This window comes from Kitasatospora viridis, from assembly GCF_007829815.1.
Lineage (GTDB): Bacteria > Actinomycetota > Actinomycetes > Streptomycetales > Streptomycetaceae > Kitasatospora > Kitasatospora viridis.
On the sequence record NZ_VIWT01000001.1, the window covers coordinates 4,874,529 to 4,894,210 of the forward strand.

General features: G+C 72.7%; 16 protein-coding genes. 8 read left to right on the top strand and 8 right to left on the bottom strand.

The features are described 5' to 3' along the window. The first annotated feature begins 60 nt into the window (after positions 1 to 60). Both rpsA and FHX73_RS22000 read left to right on the top strand, forming a co-directional pair. Complete coding sequence (gene rpsA / locus FHX73_RS21995) at positions 61 to 1,551, top strand: 30S ribosomal protein S1 (RefSeq protein WP_145906643.1); 1,491 nt, start codon at positions 61 to 63, stop codon at positions 1,549 to 1,551. A gap of 250 nt (positions 1,552 to 1,801) precedes the next feature. Beyond that, positions 1,802 to 4,051 carry an MMPL family transporter gene (locus FHX73_RS22000; RefSeq protein ID WP_246213877.1) on the top strand — a complete coding sequence of 750 codons (2,250 nt, stop codon included), beginning with the start codon at positions 1,802 to 1,804 and terminating at the stop codon, positions 4,049 to 4,051. Between the two features lie 12 nt (positions 4,052 to 4,063). On the opposite strand, the gene FHX73_RS44845 is transcribed toward FHX73_RS22000, so the two are convergent. After that, positions 4,064 to 4,216: a hypothetical protein gene (locus FHX73_RS44845; protein ID WP_170304995.1), complete on the bottom strand. Its 153-nt coding sequence runs from the start codon at positions 4,214 to 4,216 to the stop codon at positions 4,064 to 4,066. A 114-nt stretch (positions 4,217 to 4,330) separates the two neighbouring features. Beyond that, on the bottom strand, positions 4,331 to 4,753 hold the full coding sequence (locus FHX73_RS22005; RefSeq protein ID WP_145906645.1) for a MarR family winged helix-turn-helix transcriptional regulator: 423 nt from the start codon (positions 4,751 to 4,753) through the stop codon (positions 4,331 to 4,333). Between the two features lie 90 nt (positions 4,754 to 4,843). Between FHX73_RS22005 and coaE the strand changes: the two genes are divergently transcribed. Further along, positions 4,844 to 5,437 carry a dephospho-CoA kinase gene (coaE, locus tag FHX73_RS22010; protein ID WP_145906646.1) on the top strand — a complete coding sequence of 198 codons (594 nt, stop codon included), beginning with the start codon at positions 4,844 to 4,846 and terminating at the stop codon, positions 5,435 to 5,437. Between the two features lie 137 nt (positions 5,438 to 5,574). Continuing rightward, positions 5,575 to 7,764, top strand: a complete 2,190-nt coding sequence (locus FHX73_RS22015; protein ID WP_246213643.1) for a transglycosylase domain-containing protein — start codon at positions 5,575 to 5,577, stop codon at positions 7,762 to 7,764. Positions 7,765 to 7,831: 67 nt separating this feature from the next. Here FHX73_RS22015 and FHX73_RS22020 read toward each other — a convergent pair whose 3' ends face one another. Together FHX73_RS22020 and soxR are read right to left on the bottom strand one after the other, a co-directional pair. Then, entirely contained in the window at positions 7,832 to 8,395 is a 564-nt protein-coding gene (locus tag FHX73_RS22020; RefSeq protein ID WP_145906647.1) for a maltokinase N-terminal cap-like domain-containing protein, read from the bottom strand. Positions 8,396 to 8,486: 91 nt separating this feature from the next. Then, positions 8,487 to 8,945, bottom strand: a complete 459-nt coding sequence (gene soxR / locus FHX73_RS22025) for a redox-sensitive transcriptional activator SoxR (protein WP_145906648.1) — start codon at positions 8,943 to 8,945, stop codon at positions 8,487 to 8,489. Between the two features lie 111 nt (positions 8,946 to 9,056). On the opposite strand from soxR, the gene FHX73_RS22030 reads away from it, so the two are divergent. Beyond that, the gene (locus FHX73_RS22030) at positions 9,057 to 9,794 is read left to right on the top strand and encodes a hypothetical protein (protein WP_145906649.1); all 738 of its coding nucleotides are present in this window, start codon (positions 9,057 to 9,059) and stop codon (positions 9,792 to 9,794) included. A 20-nt stretch (positions 9,795 to 9,814) separates the two neighbouring features. On the opposite strand, the gene FHX73_RS22035 is transcribed toward FHX73_RS22030, so the two are convergent. Then, complete coding sequence (locus FHX73_RS22035; protein ID WP_145906650.1) at positions 9,815 to 10,297, bottom strand: hypothetical protein; 483 nt, start codon at positions 10,295 to 10,297, stop codon at positions 9,815 to 9,817. Between the two features lie 189 nt (positions 10,298 to 10,486). On the opposite strand from FHX73_RS22035, the gene FHX73_RS22040 reads away from it, so the two are divergent. Further along, a complete protein-coding gene (locus FHX73_RS22040) occupies positions 10,487 to 11,155 on the top strand; it encodes a thiamine pyrophosphate-dependent enzyme (RefSeq protein ID WP_145906651.1) in 669 nt (222 codons plus the stop codon). Between the two features lie 17 nt (positions 11,156 to 11,172). Further along, the gene (locus FHX73_RS22045) at positions 11,173 to 12,063 is read left to right on the top strand and encodes a transketolase family protein (RefSeq protein ID WP_145906652.1); all 891 of its coding nucleotides are present in this window, start codon (positions 11,173 to 11,175) and stop codon (positions 12,061 to 12,063) included. Here FHX73_RS22045 and treZ read toward each other — a convergent pair. The 3 genes from treZ to glgX all read right to left on the bottom strand — a co-directional run bounded on the left by treZ (position 12,029) and on the right by glgX (position 18,144). Then, positions 12,029 to 13,732, bottom strand: a complete 1,704-nt coding sequence (treZ, locus tag FHX73_RS22050) for a malto-oligosyltrehalose trehalohydrolase (protein WP_145906653.1) — start codon at positions 13,730 to 13,732, stop codon at positions 12,029 to 12,031. The genes FHX73_RS22045 and treZ overlap by 35 nt on opposite strands. A gap of 3 nt (positions 13,733 to 13,735) precedes the next feature. Further along, positions 13,736 to 15,970, bottom strand: coding sequence for a malto-oligosyltrehalose synthase (gene treY, locus FHX73_RS22055; RefSeq protein WP_145906654.1), 2,235 nt, complete (start codon positions 15,968 to 15,970; stop codon positions 13,736 to 13,738). Between the two features lie 62 nt (positions 15,971 to 16,032). Continuing rightward, positions 16,033 to 18,144 (bottom strand): glycogen debranching protein GlgX, encoded by a 2,112-nt coding sequence (gene glgX, locus FHX73_RS22060; protein ID WP_145906655.1) that lies wholly within the window; start codon positions 18,142 to 18,144, stop codon positions 16,033 to 16,035. A gap of 255 nt (positions 18,145 to 18,399) precedes the next feature. Between glgX and FHX73_RS22065 the strand changes: the two genes are divergently transcribed. Further along, entirely contained in the window at positions 18,400 to 19,674 is a 1,275-nt protein-coding gene (locus tag FHX73_RS22065; protein WP_246213644.1) for an SAV2148 family HEPN domain-containing protein, read from the top strand. Positions 19,675 to 19,682: the final 8 nt, after the last annotated feature.

Below are 19,682 nucleotides of genomic sequence, written 5' to 3' on the forward strand. Positions count from 1 at the left end.
ATACGGGCCCCCGCGTGGCATTACCTACGACTTCATGTCCGTACCGGAGCCCTTTTCCTAATGACGAGCCCCACCGACACCTCTGTCAGCACCACCCCGCAGGTCGCGGTCAACGACATCGGCGACGCGGAAGCCTTCCTCGCGGCGATCGACGAGACCATCAAGTACTTCAACGATGGCGACATCGTCGAGGGCATCATCGTGAAGGTCGACCGTGACGAGGTGCTCCTCGACATCGGTTACAAGACCGAGGGCGTCATTCCGTCCCGCGAGCTCTCGATCAAGCACGACGTCGACCCGCACGAGGTCGTCTCCGTCGGTGACGAGATCGAGGCCCTGGTCCTCCAGAAGGAGGACAAGGAGGGTCGTCTGATCCTGTCCAAGAAGCGCGCCCAGTACGAGCGCGCCTGGGGCACGATCGAGAAGATCAAGGAAGAGGACGGGATCGTCACCGGTACCGTCATCGAGGTCGTCAAGGGTGGTCTCATCCTCGACATCGGCCTGCGCGGCTTCCTCCCCGCCTCCCTGGTCGAGATGCGCCGCGTGCGCGACCTCCAGCCCTACGTGGGCAAGGAGCTCGAGGCCAAGATCATCGAGCTGGACAAGAACCGCAACAACGTGGTCCTGTCCCGCCGTGCCTGGCTGGAGCAGACCCAGAGCGAGGTCCGCCAGACCTTCCTCACCACCCTGCAGAAGGGCCAGGTGCGCTCCGGCGTCGTCTCCTCCATCGTCAACTTCGGTGCCTTCGTGGACCTGGGTGGCGTGGACGGCCTGGTGCACGTCTCCGAGCTGTCCTGGAAGCACATCGACCACCCGTCCGAGGTCGTCGAGGTCGGCCAGGAGGTCACCGTCGAGGTTCTCGACGTTGACATGGACCGCGAGCGCGTCTCCCTGTCGCTGAAGGCGACCCAGGAGGACCCGTGGCAGCAGTTCGCCCGGACCCACCAGATCGGTCAGGTCGTCCCGGGTAAGGTCACCAAGCTGGTTCCGTTCGGTGCGTTCGTCCGCGTGGACGAGGGCATCGAGGGCCTGGTCCACATCTCCGAGCTGGCCGAGCGCCACGTGGAGATCCCGGAGCAGGTCGTCCAGGTCGGCGACGAGATCTTCGTCAAGGTCATCGACATCGACCTGGAGCGCCGCCGGATCAGCCTGTCGCTCAAGCAGGCCAACGAGTCGCTCGGTGCCGACCCGGCTTCGGTCGAGTTCGACCCGACCCTCTACGGCATGGCTGCGTCCTACGACGACGCGGGCAACTACATCTACCCGGAGGGCTTCGACCCCGAGGCGAACGACTGGCTGCCCGGCTTCGAGAAGCAGCGTGAGGAGTGGGAGCGCCAGTACGCCGAGGCGCAGGCCCGCTTCGAGCAGCACCAGGCCCAGGTCATCAAGAGCCGCGAGGCCGACGCCGAGGCCGCTGCCGAGGGTGGCGACGCTGTTGCCGCCGCCGCCGGTGGCAACTACTCGTCCTCCTCGGACGAGGGCGCCGGCGCCCTCGCCTCGGACGAGGCCCTGGCCGCCCTGCGCGAGAAGCTGGCCGGCGGCCAGAGCTGAGCTCGCACAGCGGTAGCTGAATAGCTGCACAACAGTGGGCCCCACCCGGGATTCCGGGTGGGGCCCACTGCGTTCCCGGACACTCCGGCAAGATCATCGGTCCGTGTGCGGACGGTCCTTGATTCACTGCGGATGGCTCTGTGACGAGGGGCTCATTCCGTTTTTATGGGTCTTTTAGGGCCAAACACCTAGCTTGGGAGGAGTCGCCCGACGGGTTCCGCCCGTCCCGAACGCTAGGCAGATCCGCTTGATGCGCCTCGTTGCCACCCCCCGCACCCCCGCCACCGCGGCCCCCGGCCGCCTCGCCGCCCTGGGCCGTGCCTGCCGGCGGCACCGACGGTGGGTGCTGGCCTTCTGGGTGGCCGTGCTCGCGCTCGGCGTGCTGATCGGCGGCCGGGTCTTCGAGGGCTCGGTCACCCACACCGCCTCCGGCGGCGCCGAATCCGCCCAGGGCACCTCGGTGGTCGCCGCCGCCGACCCCTCGGCCGGCTCCATCACCGCCGTGGTCGCCGGGCCGCCGGTGGACGACCCCGCCGTGCGCACCGCCGTCACCGGTGCCGCGCAGGACATCGCCAAACTGCCGGGCGTGCTCTCGGTCTCCGACGCCTACCAGGGCGGGCAGGCGGCCGCGCTGACCTCGGCCAGCGGGAACAGCAGCCTGGTCGACGTCCGGATGACCGACGCCTCCACCACCGCCCAGCAGCAGGCGGTCAGCCACCGGCTGACCGGGATCCAGGCGCCCGGCACCCACGTCACCGTCGGCGGTGACCTGGTGGTGCAGAACGAGATCAAGGCGCAGACCCAGTCCGACACCACCTTCGGCGAGATCGTCACGCTGCCGCTGACCCTGGTGGTGATGGTCCTGGTCTTCGGGGGGCTGGCCGCGGCCAGCCTGCCGGTGATCGGCGCCGTCGCCTCGGTGGGCGGCGCGCTGCTGGCGATGTTCGGGTTCAGCCGGATCATGGACCTGGACACCTCGGTGCTGCCGATCGCCACCGTGCTCGGCCTCGGCCTGTCGATCGACTACGCGCTGCTGATGGTCAACCGGTTCCGGGAGGAACGCGGGCGGGGCGCCGGGCTGGACGAGGCGATCGAGCGCACCGCCGCCACCGCCGGGCGCACCGTCGCCTTCTCCGGGCTCACCGTGGCCGTCGCGCTCAGCGGACTCTTCGTCTTCACCAGCCCCGTCTTCTCGGCCGTGGCCGCGGCCGGCGTCAGCGTGGTGGTGATCGCCGTGCTGGCCGCGCTCACCCTGGTGCCCGCGCTGCTCGGCTTCGCCGGGCACCGGATCAAGCCGCCCAAGCAGCGCACCCCGGACGAGGGCTTCTTCGCCCGCACCGTCCGGCTGGTGCAGCGCCGGGCGGTACCGGTGGCGCTGGTCTGCGTGGCGCTGCTGATGGCCGCCGGCGCGCCGTTCCTCGGCGCCGACATGAGGTCCACCGGCGTCGCCGCGCTGCCGACCAGCTCGGCCGGCCGCCAGGTGGCCGACACGATCACGGCCGACTTCCCGCAGGCCGCGCCGGCCCCGGTGACCGTCGTGGTGCAGGGCAGCGAGCAGGCCGCCGCGCAGTACGCGGACCAGGTGGTCGCCAAGCTGCCGGGCGTGTCCGGGGTGCGGGCGGTGCAGGAGGTCAGCCCGCAGGTGAGCACCATCGACGTGCTGGTGCACGGCGACCCGCAGGGCGCGCAGGCCAAGCAGGTGGTCGGCGAGCTGCGCGACCACCGGGGCGGGCTGACGACCTACGTGACCGGGGACGCGGCCAGCGTGGTGGACTTCCAGCACGAGCTGATCAGCCGGGGCCCGTGGGCCTTCGGGCTGGTCGCGGTCGGCACGCTGGTGCTGCTCTTCCTGATGACCGGCTCGGTGGTGATGCCGGTCAAGGCGCTGCTGATGAACGTGCTCTCGCTGGGCTGCTCGCTCGGCGCGCTGACCCTGGTGTTCCAGCACGGCTGGTTCTCCGGGCTGCTCGGCTTCACCCCGACCGGGGGGTTGGAGACCTTCGTCCCGGTGCTGGTCTTCGCCTTCGCGTTCGGGCTGTCGATGGACTACGAGGTCTTCCTGCTGGCCCGGATCAAGGAGCTGAAGGACCAGGGGTACGGCTGCAAACAGGCCGTCCAGGTGGGCCTGCAGCAGAGCGGACGGATCATCACCTCGGCCGCGCTGCTGATGGTGATCGTCTTCGCCGGGTTCGCGGCCGGGCAGATGCTGATGGTCAAGGAGATGGGCATCGCGCTGGCGGTGGCCGTCGCGGTGGACGCCACGCTGGTGCGCTGCCTGCTGGTGCCGGCCGCGATGTCGTTCTTCGGCGAGTTCAACTGGTGGGCGCCGGCCCCGCTGAAGCGGCTCTACCGGCGGTACGGGCTGCGCGAGCACGTGGAACTGCCGCCGCTGGAGGCGGAGGCGTCCGGTGCGGCCGTGCCGGCGCCGCGCACGCCGGTGGTGGCCGGGCGCGCGGCGGCGATGGGGGTCCCCCCGGCCGGAGGCTGGGGGCAGCTGTGAGGGTCCGGTCGGTCAGCCGCCGTTGACGCAGGCGTTGCCGAAGTCGGAGTTCAGGGCGGCGGCCACGTCGCCGCTGGCGCAGGCGGCGGCGCTGCCGGCACCGGCGAGCAGCAGGCCGCAGAGCGCGGCGGCGACGAGCAGGGAGTTGCGCAGGGAGGCGGTCACGGTTCTCTTCCCTCGGTCCTTCGGGCGATCGGTCGGTGGAGCGACCTGGACAACGCGCGCGGCGGCGGAAGGTGTCGGATCCCGGACGAACGGTCGGCGGAGGTCGGGCCCGGGTCAGACGATCCGGCGCAGCAGCGGGACCGCCCGGGCGAGCAGCCGGCGCTCCTCGGCGTTCAGTTCGCGTTCGATCGCGGCCGCCATGACGTCCTCGCGCCGGCGCCGCTGCTCCTGGAGCACGGCGGTGCCGGCCTCGGTCGCGTGCAGCACCAGCTTGCGGCCGTCGGTCGGGTGCGGCTCCTGGCGGATCAGCCCGGCCTCGCGCAGCTGGGACACCGTGCGGGCCATCGACTGGTGCCGGACCCGCTGACGGTCGGCCAGTTCGGCGGTGGTGTGCGGGCCCTCACGGACCAGCAGGCCGAGTGCGGCGGCCTGCGGCTGGGGGAGCGCGGACTCCGTGTCCCGCAGGTGGCGGACCAGCTCGCCGATGGTGGTGCGCAGCTCGGTGGCGAGCCGGAGCGGGTCGGGGTCGGTGCTCATGGGGGTCACTCTACCCAGGTCGTATACAGCGCAGCTGTGCAGTTCCGCTGGGTAGGTCCGCGTGGCGGGACGGGGGGATAGGCTGCCGCCATGCGGAAGATCGGACTCACGGGCGGCATCGGGGCGGGCAAGAGCGCCGTCTCCAAGCTGCTGGTCTCCTACGGCGCGGTGCTGGTGGACTCCGACCTGATCTCGCGCGAGGTGGTGGCCCCCGGCACGCCCGGGCTGGCCGCCGTGGTCGCCGAGTTCGGCGCGGGGGTGCTGGCCGCCGACGGGTCGCTGGACCGGCCCGCGCTCGGTGCCGTGGTCTTCGCCGACCCCGAGCGGCTGAAGGCGCTGAACGCGATCGTCCACCCGCTGGTCCGGCAGCGCTCCGCCGAGTTGGAGGCCGCCGCCGCGCCGGACGCCGTGGTGGTGCACGACGTGCCGCTGCTCGCCGAGAACGGGCTGGCCCCGCTCTACGACCGGGTCGTGGTGGTGGACGCGGACGAGGAGGTGCGGCTGGACCGGCTGGTCCGGCTGCGCGGCATGGCCGAGTCCGAGGCCCGCTCGCGGATGGCCGCCCAGGCCTCCCGGGAACAGCGGCTGGCGGTGGCCGATCTGGTGGTGGCGAACAACGGCACGCTGGAGGAGCTGGAGCAGCGGGTCAGGGCGGTCTGGGAGCAGCTCACCGGGGCGCGTTGAGGCACGGTTCGGTGAACTGCCGTGCCGAAAGGGACAAAAGGGCGCGAAGCACGCGAACGCGCCGGTTGTAGCGAGGTTGTTACGAGCACGGGGGACCCCCGGACGGTTTTCCCACAATCGGACCGTACTCTGCTGACGTGAAGTCAAAGAATTCAACCCGTGTCCGCGGCCCGATCGCGCTCACCGCACTGAGCATCCGCTTCCTGCTGGTGAGCGGAACCGCCGGTGTGCTGCTGGCCGGCATGGCGTTGCCGTTCGTCGGGGGAGTCGGGCTCGGGGCCAAGGCGGCCGCCGACGGCTTCGAGAGCCTGCCCGACGACTTCAAGGCCCCGCCGCTGTCCCAGGCCTCGTCGATCTACGACGCCTCCGGCAACCTGATAGCCATGGCCTACGACCGCGACCGCACCGTGGTTCCGGCCGACCAGATCTCGCCGCTGGTCCGCAAGGCGCTGGTGGACATCGAGGACAACCGGTTCTACCAGCACGGCGCGATCGACCCCAAGGGCATCGCGCGTGCGCTGAGCAACAACGCCGGCGGCGGTGGCACCCAGGGCGCCTCGACGCTGACCCAGCAGTACGTGAAGAACGTCTTCGTGGACGAGGCCGGCGACGACCCGGCCAAGGTCGCCGAGGCGCAGCGGCAGACCGTCGGCCGCAAGCTCCAGGAGATGCGCTACGCCATCGGCGTGGAGAAGACCCTGACCAAGGACCAGATCCTCACCAACTACCTGAACATCACCTTCTTCGGTGAGCAGGCGTACGGCGTCGAGGCGGCCTCCGAGCGGTACTTCAGCGTGCACGCCAGCCAGCTGTCCCTGCCGCAGGCCGCGCTGCTGGCCGGCATCGAGCAGTCGCCGACCAACTACGACCCGATCCTGCACAAGGACGCGGCCAAGGAGCGGCGCGACACCGTCCTGAAGAAGATGGCCCAGTACGGCAGCATCTCGCAGGCCGACGCGGACGCGGCGATCAAGACCGACATCCAGCTCACCGTCAGCCGGCCGCAGCAGGGCTGCATCACCGCCAAGAACGGCGAGGGTTTCTTCTGCGACTACGTGAAGAAGCTGGTGCTCAGCCAGCCGGCCTTCGGCGCCACGGCGGCGGACCGGCAGGCGCTGTGGAGCCGCGGCGGCCTGCAGATCCACACCACCCTGGACCCCAAGTCGCAGGACGCGCTGAACAAGTCGCTCTCCACCCAGACCAAGACGACGGACACGCCGGTCGCGGTGATGACCATGGTGCAGCCCGGCACCGGCAAGATCCTGGCGATGGGTCAGAGCCGTCCCTACGGTCTGGACCCCAACACCCAGACCACGCTCAACCTGAACGTCGACAAGTCGATGGGCGGCGGTGAGGGCTTCCCGACCGGCTCGACCTTCAAGGCGATCGTGGCCGCGGCCGCGATGGAGGGCGGTCTCGGCGCGGACACCAACTACAACGTGCCGTACAGCATGACGTGGCCCAACATGACGGACTGCCAGGGCAAGCGGGAGATCTCCAAGGACCAGGTGCACAACGACTCGACGAGCGAGGCCGGCGACATCGGGATGCCCCAGGCGCTGGCGATGTCGATCAACACCTACTTCGCCCAGCTGGAGGCCAACGCCGGCCTCTGCAACGTGATCCAGATGGCCAACCGGATGGGCATCGTCAAGCAGTCCGGCGGAGAGCCGCTGCAGGAGGTCCAGTCGATGGTGCTCGGCGTCAACGCGCTGACCCCGCTGGGCATGGCGTCCGCCTACGCCGCCTTCGCCGCGCACGGCACCTACTGCGCGCCGACCGCGGTCACCTCGGTGACCGGTCCGGACGGCAAGAACATCGCGGTGCCGCCGAGCAACTGCGGCTCGGTGATGTCGCCGAACACCGCGGACAGCATCACCCAGATGCTCAAGGGCGTGGTCGCCGACGGCGGTACCGCGGCCGGCCTCGGCCTCAGCGACCGCGACAGCGCCGGCAAGACCGGTACCACCAACGAGGGCAAGCAGCTCTGGTTCGTCGGCTACACCCCCGACATGGTGGGGGCCACCGTGGTGAGCGACATGGGCGCGCAGAAGGCGCTGCAGGGCCAGCGGCTCGGCGGCCAGAGCATCGACCAGGCGTTCGGTGGCCAGGTGGCCGGCCCGATCTGGAAGGTGGCGATGAGCGGTGCGCTGTCCGGCGTCCCCGCGACGTCGTTCAACCCGGTCAGCCTGCCCTCCCCGCCGGCGCAGAACCCGAACCCCGGTGGCGGTGACCCGAACAACCCGGGCGGCGGCAACGGCGGCGGGAACGGTGGCGGCAACGGCGGTGGCAACGGGAACGGCAACGGTGGCGGCAACGGCAACTAGCGGCCGGTGAACGCCAAGGTCCCCGGGGAGGCTTCCTCCCCGGGGACCTTCTCGTTCCGCGCCCGGCTCAGGACCCGGCGGTGGCCGCGAAGGCGGAGCGGGTCGGGGCGCCGTCGGGCCCGGTCCAGCCGGCGGTGAGCGGGCCGGTGGTGGCCGGGGTCAGCACGCGGGTGAGCCGGACGGTGGCCGCGGTGGCCCGCGGGTCGGGCGTGACGGTGACCGTGGGCTCGGGGGTGTCGCTCTCGTCCTGGTGCTGGGCGGTGGTCTCGCCGCGCAGCAGGGCGGCGAGTTGGGCCAGCACCACCGGGTCGTACCCGCCGTCGTAGAACCAGCGGGTGCCGAGCACGCCGTGCTCGGCGGTGCCGACCAGGGCCTCGGTCGGGGCGTCGGGGAGCGGCTCGCCGCGGTAGGCCATCGGGACCAGGTAGCTGACCGGCTCGGCGTCGGCGGTGTCGGTGACGACCAGGAACTCGATGCCGACCTCGCCCGCCGGGTCGTCCAGGCGGAAGCCGCCGGCCTTGGCGAGCCGCGGGGCCGCGCCGGTGCCCCGGTACCAGCTCTGCGCGGGCAGCCATTCGGTGAGCAGCTCCACCTTGCTCGGGCTGACGGTGGTGTGGTGGACGACGGCCATGGGTTCTCCTGGGGTGAGCGGTCTCTGACGATCTTGTAGGACGCGGCTGGGGCGCCGTCAGTTCGGTGACCTCGGACGGTTGGACGGTGGGTCAGCGTTCGCGCTTCGGGAGCAGCCTGCGCGCGCCCGGGCCCTGCGCGCCCTGGATGTCCTGCGGGTTGTAGAGCGCGCAGCGGCCGAGCGAGAGGCAGCCGCACCCGACGCAGCCGGTGAGGTGGTCGCGCAGCCGTTGGAGGTCGGCGATCTGCTCGTCGATCCGCTCCTGCCAGGCGGTGGCGACCGGGCGCCACTCGTCCATGCTGGGGGAGCGTTCGGCCGGCAGGTCCGCCATCGCCTCCCGGGCCTCCTCCAGCGAGAGGCCGACCGTCTGCGCCGCCTTGATGAAGGCGAGCCGGCGCAGGGTCTGGCGCGCGTAGGTCCGGCGCCCGCCGGCTGTCCGCTCGGCCCGGATCAGGCCGAGCTCCTCGTAGTAGCGCAGCGCCGAGTGGGCGATGCCGCTGCGGGCGGCGAGTTCGCCGATGCTCAGGCGGTCGCGCAGGGGGGTGGTCATGCGGGGATGGTAGCCGGGCGCGCCGGAGTGCTTGAGTGGTGATCGAACCGTTGCGACTCCTATGCGCTACCGGGCTTCTCCGCGCGGGTGGTGCGGCCGGAGGATGGCGGCATGGCGAACGGGGGCGGGTCCGGGGGCGGACCGGGGCGGGCGGTGCTCGCCTGCCTGGGGGCGGTGCTGCTGCTGGTCGGGTGGGTGGGCTGGTGGGCCTACCACCTGGTGCGCCCCTCGCCGCCGGACGTCGCGGCGGTGGCGCGGGCTTCGGGCACCCGGGCGCTCGGTCAGTCCGCCGCAAGTCTGACGGACCGTCAGATCGGTTCGTTGAAGAACGGGTTGGGCTGGGCTGAGGCGGGCGGGACGGCCGTGGTGGACGAGTGCGGGGCCGATCTGGGCCGGGGCCTGGGCCCGTTCAGCTACTGGGGGCCGGTCACCTGCGGCCGCAGCGTCACGCTCTACCTCGGGTTCGACGGCGAGTTGCGGGACCGCCTCGCCGACATCGACCGGGTGGTCGCCGCGCTGGGGTGGGGCGGTGGCACCCCGGCGCTCGGCGGGAGCGCGCCGGTGCCCGTCGCCAGGACCTACAGCAGGCTCGGCCCCGCCCTGCCGCAGACCCGGCTGACGCTGCGGGTGACGCGGGCCGCGGCGGGCGCTGCGGACGTCGAGCCGATGCCGTGCCGGACGGACGCCGCGGCCGGCGGGGTGGTCGAGTGCACCGCGCCCGACCGGGCGGTCTACGTCGCGAAGCAGGCCGTGGCGGCCGCCGGGCTGGCCCGGGCGGACTCGCACGCCTACCTGGCCACCTTCACGATCGACGCGCCGTACTACCCGATGCCCGGGCGGGAGCGGTAGGTGCGCCTGCGCCGGTGGGCTCAGTCGTGGCGGGTCGGGGCCAGCCAGTCCGGCAGCGGCTTGCGCGGCTTGCGTGGCGGGGCGGTGAGCCGGGCCAGGGCGTCGGGGTGCCGCACGGTCCGGGCGGCCGCCAGCCCGAGGGCGGCGAGCGCGGCGGCACCGGCCACCGCGTAGAGCTGGTGCGGCAGCATCCAGCCGGGCGTGAGGGCGAGCAGGACCGGTGCGGCGCAGGTGAGCACGGCGGCGACCCGGATCCGGTCGGCCGCGTCGGTCCGCCCGCGGCGCCAACTGGTCAGGGCGGCGGACCAGGCGATCAGCTGCGCGACGCCGAAGGCCGCGGCAGGCAGCATCATGACCAGCCAGATCAGACCGGCGAGTGCCCCCGCCCCGGCGCCCGGGGCGTAGGTCTGCCGGGCGATCCAGACGTACAGCGCGACGAAGCCGATCATGACCGCCGTCCAGACCGTCAGCTGACCGACCGTCAGCCACCACGTGATGCGCACCGGTCGCGACGACCGCATTCCGACCCCCCGTTGGATGTGAAGCAGTCACCCACGCTACGCCGGGGCGGGCCGGCGAGCGGCCCCGATGGCGGCCCCGTTGCGCCGCTGGGACCTGACGGTGACGAAGATCGCCGGGCGTCGGAAAGGAGGCTTGACCTCAAGTGCACTTGAGGTAGGAGAGTCTTCCCCATGACCAGGACCTACACGGACCTGCCCCAGCTGATGGGGCGGATGACCGGCGCCGAGAAGCACGGCCCGGCGGCACTCTCCACCCTCGACGCCCTCTGGGTGCTCTACGACCGGGTGCTCTACGGAAAGCCGGGGGACCCGGACCGGGACCGGTTCCTGCTCTCCAAGGGCCACGGCCCGATGGCCTACTACGCGGTGCTCGCCGCCAAGGGCCTGATGCCCGAGGAGTGGCTCGAAACCTTCGGGGCGTACGACTCCCCGCTCGGCCACCACCCGGACCGGATGCTGCTGCCGGCCGCCGAGATCGGCTCGGGCTCGCTGGGCCACGGGCTGCCGCTCGCCGTCGGCACGGCGCTCGGCCTGCGGGCTCAGGGGAGCGAGGCGGCCACCTGGACGCTGATCGGCGACGCCGAGTTCGACGAGGGCTCGAACCACGAGGCGCTCGCCTACGCCGGAGCGCTCGGCCTGTCGCGGCTGCACGCGATCGTCATCGACAACTCCTCCGCCACGCACGGCTGGTCCGGCGGCATCGCGGCCCGGTTCGAGGCGCACGGCTGGTCCACGGCCACCGTGGACGGGCACGACCACCAGGCGCTGTACACCGCCTACACCACGCCCCACCCCGACCGCCCGCACGCCGTCATCGCCCGCGTCGAGCCCAAGAACTGAAAGAGGAGAAGAGACCCGTGGACACCATGCGCGAACGCTTCATCACCGTCACCACCGAGCTGCTCGACGAGGACCCGCGCGCCGCCCTGGTGCTGGCCGACATCAGCGCCTCCTCCTTCGGCCGGGCCGCCGAGGCCCACCCCGACCGGGTGCTCAACGTCGGCATCCGCGAGCAGCTGATGATCGGTGTGGCCGGCGGACTGGCGCTGACCGGGATGCGCCCGATCGCCCACACCTTCGCCAGCTTCCTGGTCGAGCGCCCCTTCGAGCAGATCAAGCTGGACCTGAGCCACCAGGGGGTCGGCGCGGTGCTGGTCAGCGCGCTGGGCTCGTACGACTGGCCGGCCGGCGGCCGCACCCACATGTCGCCCGGGGACGTGGCGCTGCTCGACACGCTGCCCGACTGGACGGTGCACGTGCCCGGCCACCCGGACGAGGCCGAGGTGCTGCTGCGGCACGCGGTGGCCGACGGCAACCGCAACGTCTACGTGCGGCTGTCGAACCACCAGAACGCCGAAGCGCGGCAGGTCGTCCCGGGCGAGTTCCTGACGGTCCGTCAGGGCACGCGGGCGACGGTCGTCGCCGTCGGCCCGATGCTGGACGCCGTCCTCGCGGCGACCGAGGGCATGGACGTCACCGTGCTCTACGCCGCCTCGATCCGCCCGTTCGACGCCGCCGCCCTGCGCGCCGCGGGCAGCACCGACGTGGTCCTGGTCGAGCCCTACCTGGCCGGCACCTCCGCCAACGCCGCGCACGAGGCGCTCGCCGACCTGCCGCACCGGGTGCTCGCCCTCGGCGTCCCGCGCGCGGAGCACCGCCACTACGGCGAGATGGACGAGCACCTGCGTGCCTACGGTCTCGACGCGGAGGGGATCAAGGGAAAGCTGGCGGGTTTCCTGCGGCCGTGATCACGCAGGACCGGGGGCCGAGGCGGGTACCCGACACCGTTCCCCAGCTCAGCACCGGGGCACCGGACAGCACCTCCGCCTCCTTCTCGCCGAAGTTCACCGTCACCGCGAACTTTCCCCGGTGCAGGGTGAACCAGCCGGCCGCCTCGTCGAAGTCGACCCGCACCCGCCGCAGGTCGGGGTCGCAGAGTTCCGGAGAGGCCTTCCGTAGCCGGATCAACTGCCGGTACCACTGCAGCAGTTCGGCGTGCTCGCCGGAGCGCGGCTCGGCCCAGTCCAGGGTGGACGCCAGCACCGTGGCCCGGGCCTGCGGGTCCGGCACCTGCTCCGCCGCCCAGCCGTGCGCGGTGAACTCCCGCCGCCGGCCCTGCCGGACGGCCTCGGCGAGCTCGGGGTCGGTGTGGTCGGTGAAGTACTGCCAGGGCGTCGAGGCCCCCCACTCCTCGCCCATGAAGAGCATCGGCGTGAACGGCGAGCAGAACACCAGCGCCGCCGTCAGGGCCAGTTGGCCGGCGGACAGGCGGTCGCCGACCGCGCGGTTGCCGATCTGGTCGTGGGTCTGCGCGTAGCCCAGCAGCCGGTGCCCGTACGCGGTGGCGAACGGCCGGCCGTGGTGGCGTCCGCGGAACGCGGACCAGGTGCCGTCGTGGAACCACCCCCGGGTCAGCACCCGGGCCAGCGCCGCCAGCGGCGCCCGCCCGAAGTCCGCGTAGTAGCCCTGGGTCTCGCCGGTCACGGCGGTGTGCAGCGCGTGGTGGAAGTCGTCGCTCCACTGGGCGGCCAGCCCGTGGCCGCCGGCCTGCCGGGGGTCGGTGATCCGGGGCGCGTTCAGGTCGGACTCGGCGACCAGGAACAGCGGCCGGCCCAGCGAGACGGCCAACTCGTCGACGGCGATCGCCAGTTCCTCCAGGAAGTGCACCGCCCGGTCGTCCACCAGGGCGTGCACCGCGTCCAACCGCAGGCCGTCCACCCGGTAGTCGCGCAGCCAGGCGAGCGCGCTCTGCCGGAAGTAGGCGCGCACCTCGTCCGAGCCGGGCGCGTCCAGGTTGACCGCCGCGCCCCACGGGGTGTGGTGCCGCTCGGTGAAGTAGGGGCCGTAGGCCGGGAGGTGGTTGCCGGACGGGCCGAGGTGGTTGTGCACCACGTCGAGGATCACGCCGAGGCCCTTGCGGTGCGCGGCGTCGACGAACCGCTTGAGCCCCTCGGGACCGCCGTACGGCTCGTGCACGGCCCAGGGGGCGACCCCGTCGTAGCCCCAGCCGTGGACGCCGGGGAACGGGCAGACCGGCATCAGCTCCACGAAGTCCACGCCGAGCGCGACCAGGTGGTCCAGGTGCTGCTCGGCGGCGGCGAAGGTGCCGGCCGGGGTGAAGGTGCCGATGTGCAGCTCGTAGACCACGGAGCCGGCCAGCGGCCTGCCGTGCCAAGGGACTTCGGACCAGCGGAAGGCGGCGTGGTCGACCGGCAGGCTCGGTCCGTCCGGACCGTCGGGCTGCCGGGCCGAGCGCGGGTCGGGCAGCGCGGGCCCGCCGTCCAGCCGGAACCCGTAGCGGCCGGCCGGCGCCTCGCCCTGCCACCAGCCGCCCTCGGCGGCGCGCAGCGGGTGCCCGCTGCCGTCCACCTCGACCTCGACCCGCCGCGCCGCGGGGGCCCACACCCGGTACTCCACGTCTCATGCCTCCCGGACCAGCAGGGCGGCGCCGGTCACGGCGCCGGTGAACTCGGTTTCGGACAGCAAGTCGCGCCAGCGACCCGCCAGTTCGCATCGCAGCGGCTCGGCCCGGGTGGCCCGCGCGTAGGGCAGCCGGGGGGCCAGCACCGTCACCTCCGGCCCGCGCCGGAAGGCCACCAGGTGCGGGTCGGCGGCCAGCGCGCGGTACGGGCCCAGCGAGGGGCGCAGGCCCAGTGCGGTGCGGGTCAGGTGCAGCTTGCGCCGGGCGAACTCGCCGGTCGCCGGGGCGCCGAAGTCCACCACCGCGCGGTTGTCCGGGTCGACCAGGGTGTGCAGTGGCAGCTCGGAGCCCTGGTAGAGGTCGGGGACGCCGGGCAGGGTCAGGTGCAGCAGCGCCGCCGAGAGCGAGTTGGACTGCGCGAACGGCTCCAGGAAGGCCATGAACCCGTCGATCCGGTGCACGAGTTCGGGCATCGCCAGGACCCGTCGGGCGTAGTCGGTCACCGCCGCCTCGTAGGCCGGGTCCGGCGCCGTCCACCGGGTCGCCTGCTTCGCCTCGCGCAGCGACTTGAGCAGCACGCCGACCAGCCGCTCGGGCGGGATCGGCCAGGCCGCCACCAGGGTCTGCCAGAGCAGCCACTCGGCGTTGCGGTCGGCCAGCCCGCCGGCCAGCGCCGACCAGGCGGTGCACTCCTCGACCCAGCGCTCCGGCAGCTCGGCCAGCACCGCGAGCCGGGCCCGGGCGTCCGCGCTGCGCTTGGTGTCGTGGGTGGAGAGCGCCGTCATGGTGTGCGGCCAGTGCTGCTCCAGCCAGCAGCACCAGTCGTGGAAGTCGGCCGGCTCGACTCCCGGGTGCGCCGGGTCCCCGCCGACCTCGTTGAGGCTGAGCAGCGGGTGGTAGCGGTAGAAGGCGGTGTCCTCCACCCCCTTGGCGGCCACGGCGGCGGCGGTCTGCGCGAACCGGGCCCGGAACTCGTCCTTCGCCGGGCTGGAGCCGAGGTGACCCTGGGTCAGCAGCTCGACGAACTGGCGCGCGTCGGCCGGTGTCGTGACGGTGCGTTCGGTGGCGTGCCAGTAGGGGCGGTAGACGGTGTAGTGCGCGAGGAGCTCGCGCAGCGCCTCCCGCACCGCCTCGGGTGAGAAGTCGGCCAGCTCGACCTCCGCCGCTCCGATCCGCCCCGCCAGCCGCACCAGCCGGCTGACCTCCGCCGCCAGCTCGCCCGCCACCAGCTCCGCGCGCCCGACCCGCGCCGCCTGCGCCGCCCCGCCCCGCACCCCGGTGTACTCGGCGTACAGCGCCGCCAGCCGCCGGGCCCCCGCCCCGTCGGTGAGCACCCCGTCGACGTACCGCAGCGCGTCGTACCCCGTGGTCCCCGCGCACGCCCAGTCGGCCGGCAGCCGCTCGGTGCCGGTGAGGATCTTCTCCACCACCGTGTAGGCCCCGCCCGAGGCGGCGGCGAGGCGGGCCAGGTAGCCGGCGGGGTCGGCCAGACCGTCCGGGTGGTCCACCCGGAACCCGTCCAGCACCCCCTCGGCCCGCAGCCGCAGCAGCACCCCGTGGGTGGCGGCGAACACCTCCGGGTCCTCGACCCGCAGCGCGATCAGGTCGTTGATGGTGAAGAACCGGCGGTAGTTCAGCTCCTGGTCCGCCAGCCGCCACCAGGCCAGCCGGTAGTGCTGGCGCCGCAGCAGCTCGGGCAGCGGCAGCCCGGCGGTGCCGGGGCGCAGCGGGAGCACGTGGTCGTAGTAGCGCAGGGTGTCCTGGTCCACCTTCAGCTCGCCGAGTTCGAGCACCGCGCCCAGCCGGTCGCCGAGCAGCGGCAGCAGCACCCGGCCGCCCTGCGCGGCCCAGTCGATGTCGAACCAGCGCGCGTACGGCGACCCGGGCCCGTCGCGCAGCACGTGCCAGAGCGGCGAGTTGAGCCGCTCGGGCACCGGCACGGCCATGTGGTTGGGCACCACGTCGGCGATCAGCCCCAGGCCGTGGGCCCGGGCCGCGGCGGCGAGCGACCGCAGCGCCCGCTCGCCGCCGAGCTGTTCGCTGATCCGGCCGTGGTCGACCGTGTCGTAGCCGTGGGTCGAGCCGGGCGCGGCCTCCAGCAGCGGCGACAGGTGCAGGTGGGAGACGCCGAGGCCGGCCAGGTACGGCACGGCCGCCTCGGCGTCCGCCAGGGTGAACGCGGGCTGCAGCTGCAACCGGTAACTGGCCGTCGGCCAGGGGGCACGGGTGGTCACACCCCATTGCTACCCGCTCGCCCCGCCCGGTACGACCGTTTTGGCCCGACCGGCCGGTGCGCTCACCCCTTGGCCGGTCGGCGGAGCACCAGCAGGGAACGGTCCGTCAGCTTGATCCCGTCCCCGCCGGCCACCTCCGGCCCGGTCCCCGGGGTCGGGAGTGTCGGGAGGGTAGTGTCCACCACCACCCGCCACCGCTCCCCGAGGTCCTTGGGCACGGTGAACTGCAGCGACTCGTGGTGCGCGTTGAACATCAGCAGGAACGAGTCGTCCCGGATCCGCCCGCCGCGCCGGTCCGGCTCGGAGATCGCCGAGCCGTTCAGGAAGACGGTGAGCGACTTGGCGAAGCTGGTGCTCCAGTCCCGCTCGGTCATCTCCACGCCGGCCGGGGTGAACCAGGCGATGTCGGTGAGCTCGTCGCGCATCCCGGCGACCGGGCGGCCGCGGAAGAACCGGCGGCGGCGGAAGACCGGGTGGTTGCGGCGCAGCCAGACCATGCCCTGGGTGAACTCCAGCAGTTGGGCGTCGCCGGGCCAGTCCACCCAGGAGAGCTCGTTGTCCTGGCAGTAGGCGTTGTTGTTGCCCCGCTGGGTGCGCCCGAGCTCGTCCCCGTGCGAGAGCATCGGCACGCCCTGGGAGAGCAGCAGGGTGGCGATGAAGTTGCGCTGCTGGCGGGCCCGCAGCCCGAGCACCACCGGGTCGGTGCTCGGGCCCTCGGCGCCGCAGTTCCAGGACCGGTTGAAGGACTCGCCGTCCCGGCTCTGCTCGCCGTTGGCCTCGTTGTGCTTCTCGTTGTAGGAGACCAGGTCGCGCAGGGTGAAGCCGTCGTGGCAGGTGACGAAGTTGATCGAGGCGATCGGACGCCGGCCGTCCTGCTGGTAGAGGTCGGAGGAGCCGGTCAGCCGGGAGCCGAACTCGGCCAGGGTGGCCGGCTCGCCGCGCCACAGGTCGCGCACGGTGTCCCGGTACTTGCCGTTCCACTCCGTCCACAGCGGCGGGAAGTTGCCGACCTGGTAGCCGCCCTCGCCGACGTCCCAGGGCTCGGCGATCAGCTTGACCTGGGAGACCACCGGGTCCTGCTGGACCAGGTCGAAGAACGAGGAGAGCCGGTCCACCTCGTGGAACTGCCGGGCCAGGGTGGCCGCGAGGTCGAACCGGAAGCCGTCCACCCGCATCTCGGTGACCCAGTAGCGCAGCGAGTCCATGATCAGCTGGAGCACGTGCGGGGAGCGCATCAGCAGGCTGTTGCCGGTGCCGGTGGTGTCCGTGTAGTAGCGGCGGTCGGCGGCCAGCCGGTAGTAGGAGGCGTTGTCCAGGCCGCGCATCGAGAGCGTCGGGCCCAGGTGGTTGCCCTCGGCGGTGTGGTTGTAGACCACGTCGAGGATCACCTCGATGCCGGCCGCGTGCAGTGCCTTGACCATCGACTTGAACTCCTGCACCTGCCGGCCCCCGTCGCCGAGCGAGGAGTAGGAGCCGTGCGGGGCGAAGAAGCCGATGGTGTTGTAGCCCCAGTAGTTGGACAGCCCCAGGTCGCGCAGCCGGTGGTCGCGGACGAACTGGTGCACCGGCATCAGCTCGATCGCGGTGACGCCGAGCTTGCACAGGTGTTCGATCACGGCGGGGTGGGCCAGCGCGGCGTAGCTGCCCCGGATCTCCTCGGGGACGCCGGGGTGACGCATGGTCAGGCCCCGCACGTGCGCCTCGTAGATCACCGAGCGGTGGTACTCGGTGCGCGGCGGCCGGTCGTTGCCCCAGTCGAACCAGGGGTCGATCACCACCGAGTGCATGGTGTGCGGGCCCGAGTCGAGGTCGTTGCGGCGCTCGGGTGCGCCGAAGTGGTAGCCGTAGACCGACTCGTCCCAGTCGATGGTGCCGCTCATCGCCTTGGCGTACGGGTCGAGCAGCAGCTTGGCCGCGTTGTGCCGCTGCCCGCGCGCCGGGTCGTACGGGCCGTGCACCCGGAACCCGTAGCGCTGCCCGGGCTGGATGCCGGGCAGGTAGGCGTGCCGGACGAAGGCGTCGGTCTCGCGCAGCTCCACGGTCTGCTCGGAGCCGTCCGGGTGCGGCAGGCACAGCTCGATCCGGTCCGCGCTCTCCGAGAAGACCGCGAAGTTGGTGCCCACCCCGTCGTAGGTGGCGCCGAGCGGGTACGGTTGGCCTGGCCAGACCTGCATGAGCCTCAACTTCCCTGGGGTCGCGCGCGGCACACCGCCGACTGACACACTGTCACTGGCATGGTTGCCGTTCCGCAGGGTTTCTGACGCCCTTTCGGCTCGCTTTCGCCCGAACGGGTGTCCGGCCGGCCGCGCTTCCTGACGGTCCGTCCACTCGGGGTCGTCGACGGACTGCCCGGCCGACCGGGTCGGCAGTACCCTTGATCGTCACGTCGCCTCCGCTCGGGGAGGGGCGGCCTAGAGGTGAGGTAGCGCATGGGGTTCCCCGCCGACGAATGGCCGGACGGACCCCTGCTCGGAGGTGGTCCCGGGCCGCGCGCCGAGGCGCCGACGGTGCTGCTCGGCTCGCCCGGCGGCGGACGCCTGCTGCCCGGCCCGCCCGGCTCCGCCGAGCCGCCCGCCGCGGCCTGGAGCGGCGACCAGTGGCAGCGGGCCTACCAACGCGTTCGGCTGACCGGCCGGGCGTACGTCTGGCTCAACCTGGTCGAGCAGCGGCTGCGCTCCCTGCTGGACGAACTGCTCCGCCCGGTCTACGCACCCGCGCACGGCGCCGACTGGGTGACCGCCGCGGCCGGGCCGGTCGGCGAGGAGTGGGTGCGCCGGGCCGCCGCCGTGCGCGAGGTGAGCCGGCGCAAGGGCTTCCTGCTCGACCCGGACGACGACGACCCGCTGGTCTTCCTGACCCTGCCCCAGCTGCGCGAGCTGATGGTGCAGCACTGGCCGTGCTTCGAGCCGTACCTGGACGACCGGCGGGAGATCGAGCTGGCGCTGGACGAGCTGGAGGTCGCCCGGCACGTGGTCTCGCGCAACCGGAGCCTGTCGGCCACCGTGCTGGCGCAGACCGAGCGGGCCGCCGCCCGGGTGCTCGGCCTGCTGGACGGCCGGCCGGCCGCAGCCGGCGGGCTGCCCGCCGACGTGATCGAGGAGCTGGTCGCCGGGCGGTACGCGGACGTCGCCGCGGTGCACGCCGACCGGGTGCGGCTGCAGCGCGACCTGCCGGTGGAGGACCTGCTGGAGGGCGCCCGGCGGCTGGACGCGATCGGCATCGGGCTGGGCATGCTCTGTCAGAACTTCACCGGGAAGCGGCTGGTGAAGCTGGCCGCCGACGGCTGCCGGGCCCGGCTGCTCTTCCTCAACCCGGCCAGCAGCGCGGTGCGCCGGCGCGAGCGGGAGCTGGGGCTGGGGCGCGGCGAGCTGGCCCGCTCGATCGAGATGAACATCATGCACGTGCGCCGGGTGCGGGCCCGGCTGCGCGATCCGGGGGGCTTCGAGATCCGGGTCTTCGACGAGACCCCGCGGTTCACCGCCTACCTGGTGGAGGGCGCCCGGGTGCCCGGTTCCCGCCGCCGCACCGGCGACCTCGGGGTGGTGCAGCCGTACCTGCGCCGGGCCCGGGGGATCGAGTCGCCGGCCCTGGTGCTGCGGGCCGCCCCCGATCCGGAGGCGGCGAAGGACGGCGAGCCGGGGCTGTTGGAGGTCTACCGGGAGGAGTTCGAGGGGGTTTGGGCGGATTCGCGCCCGGTGAGCTGAAGGGTGAG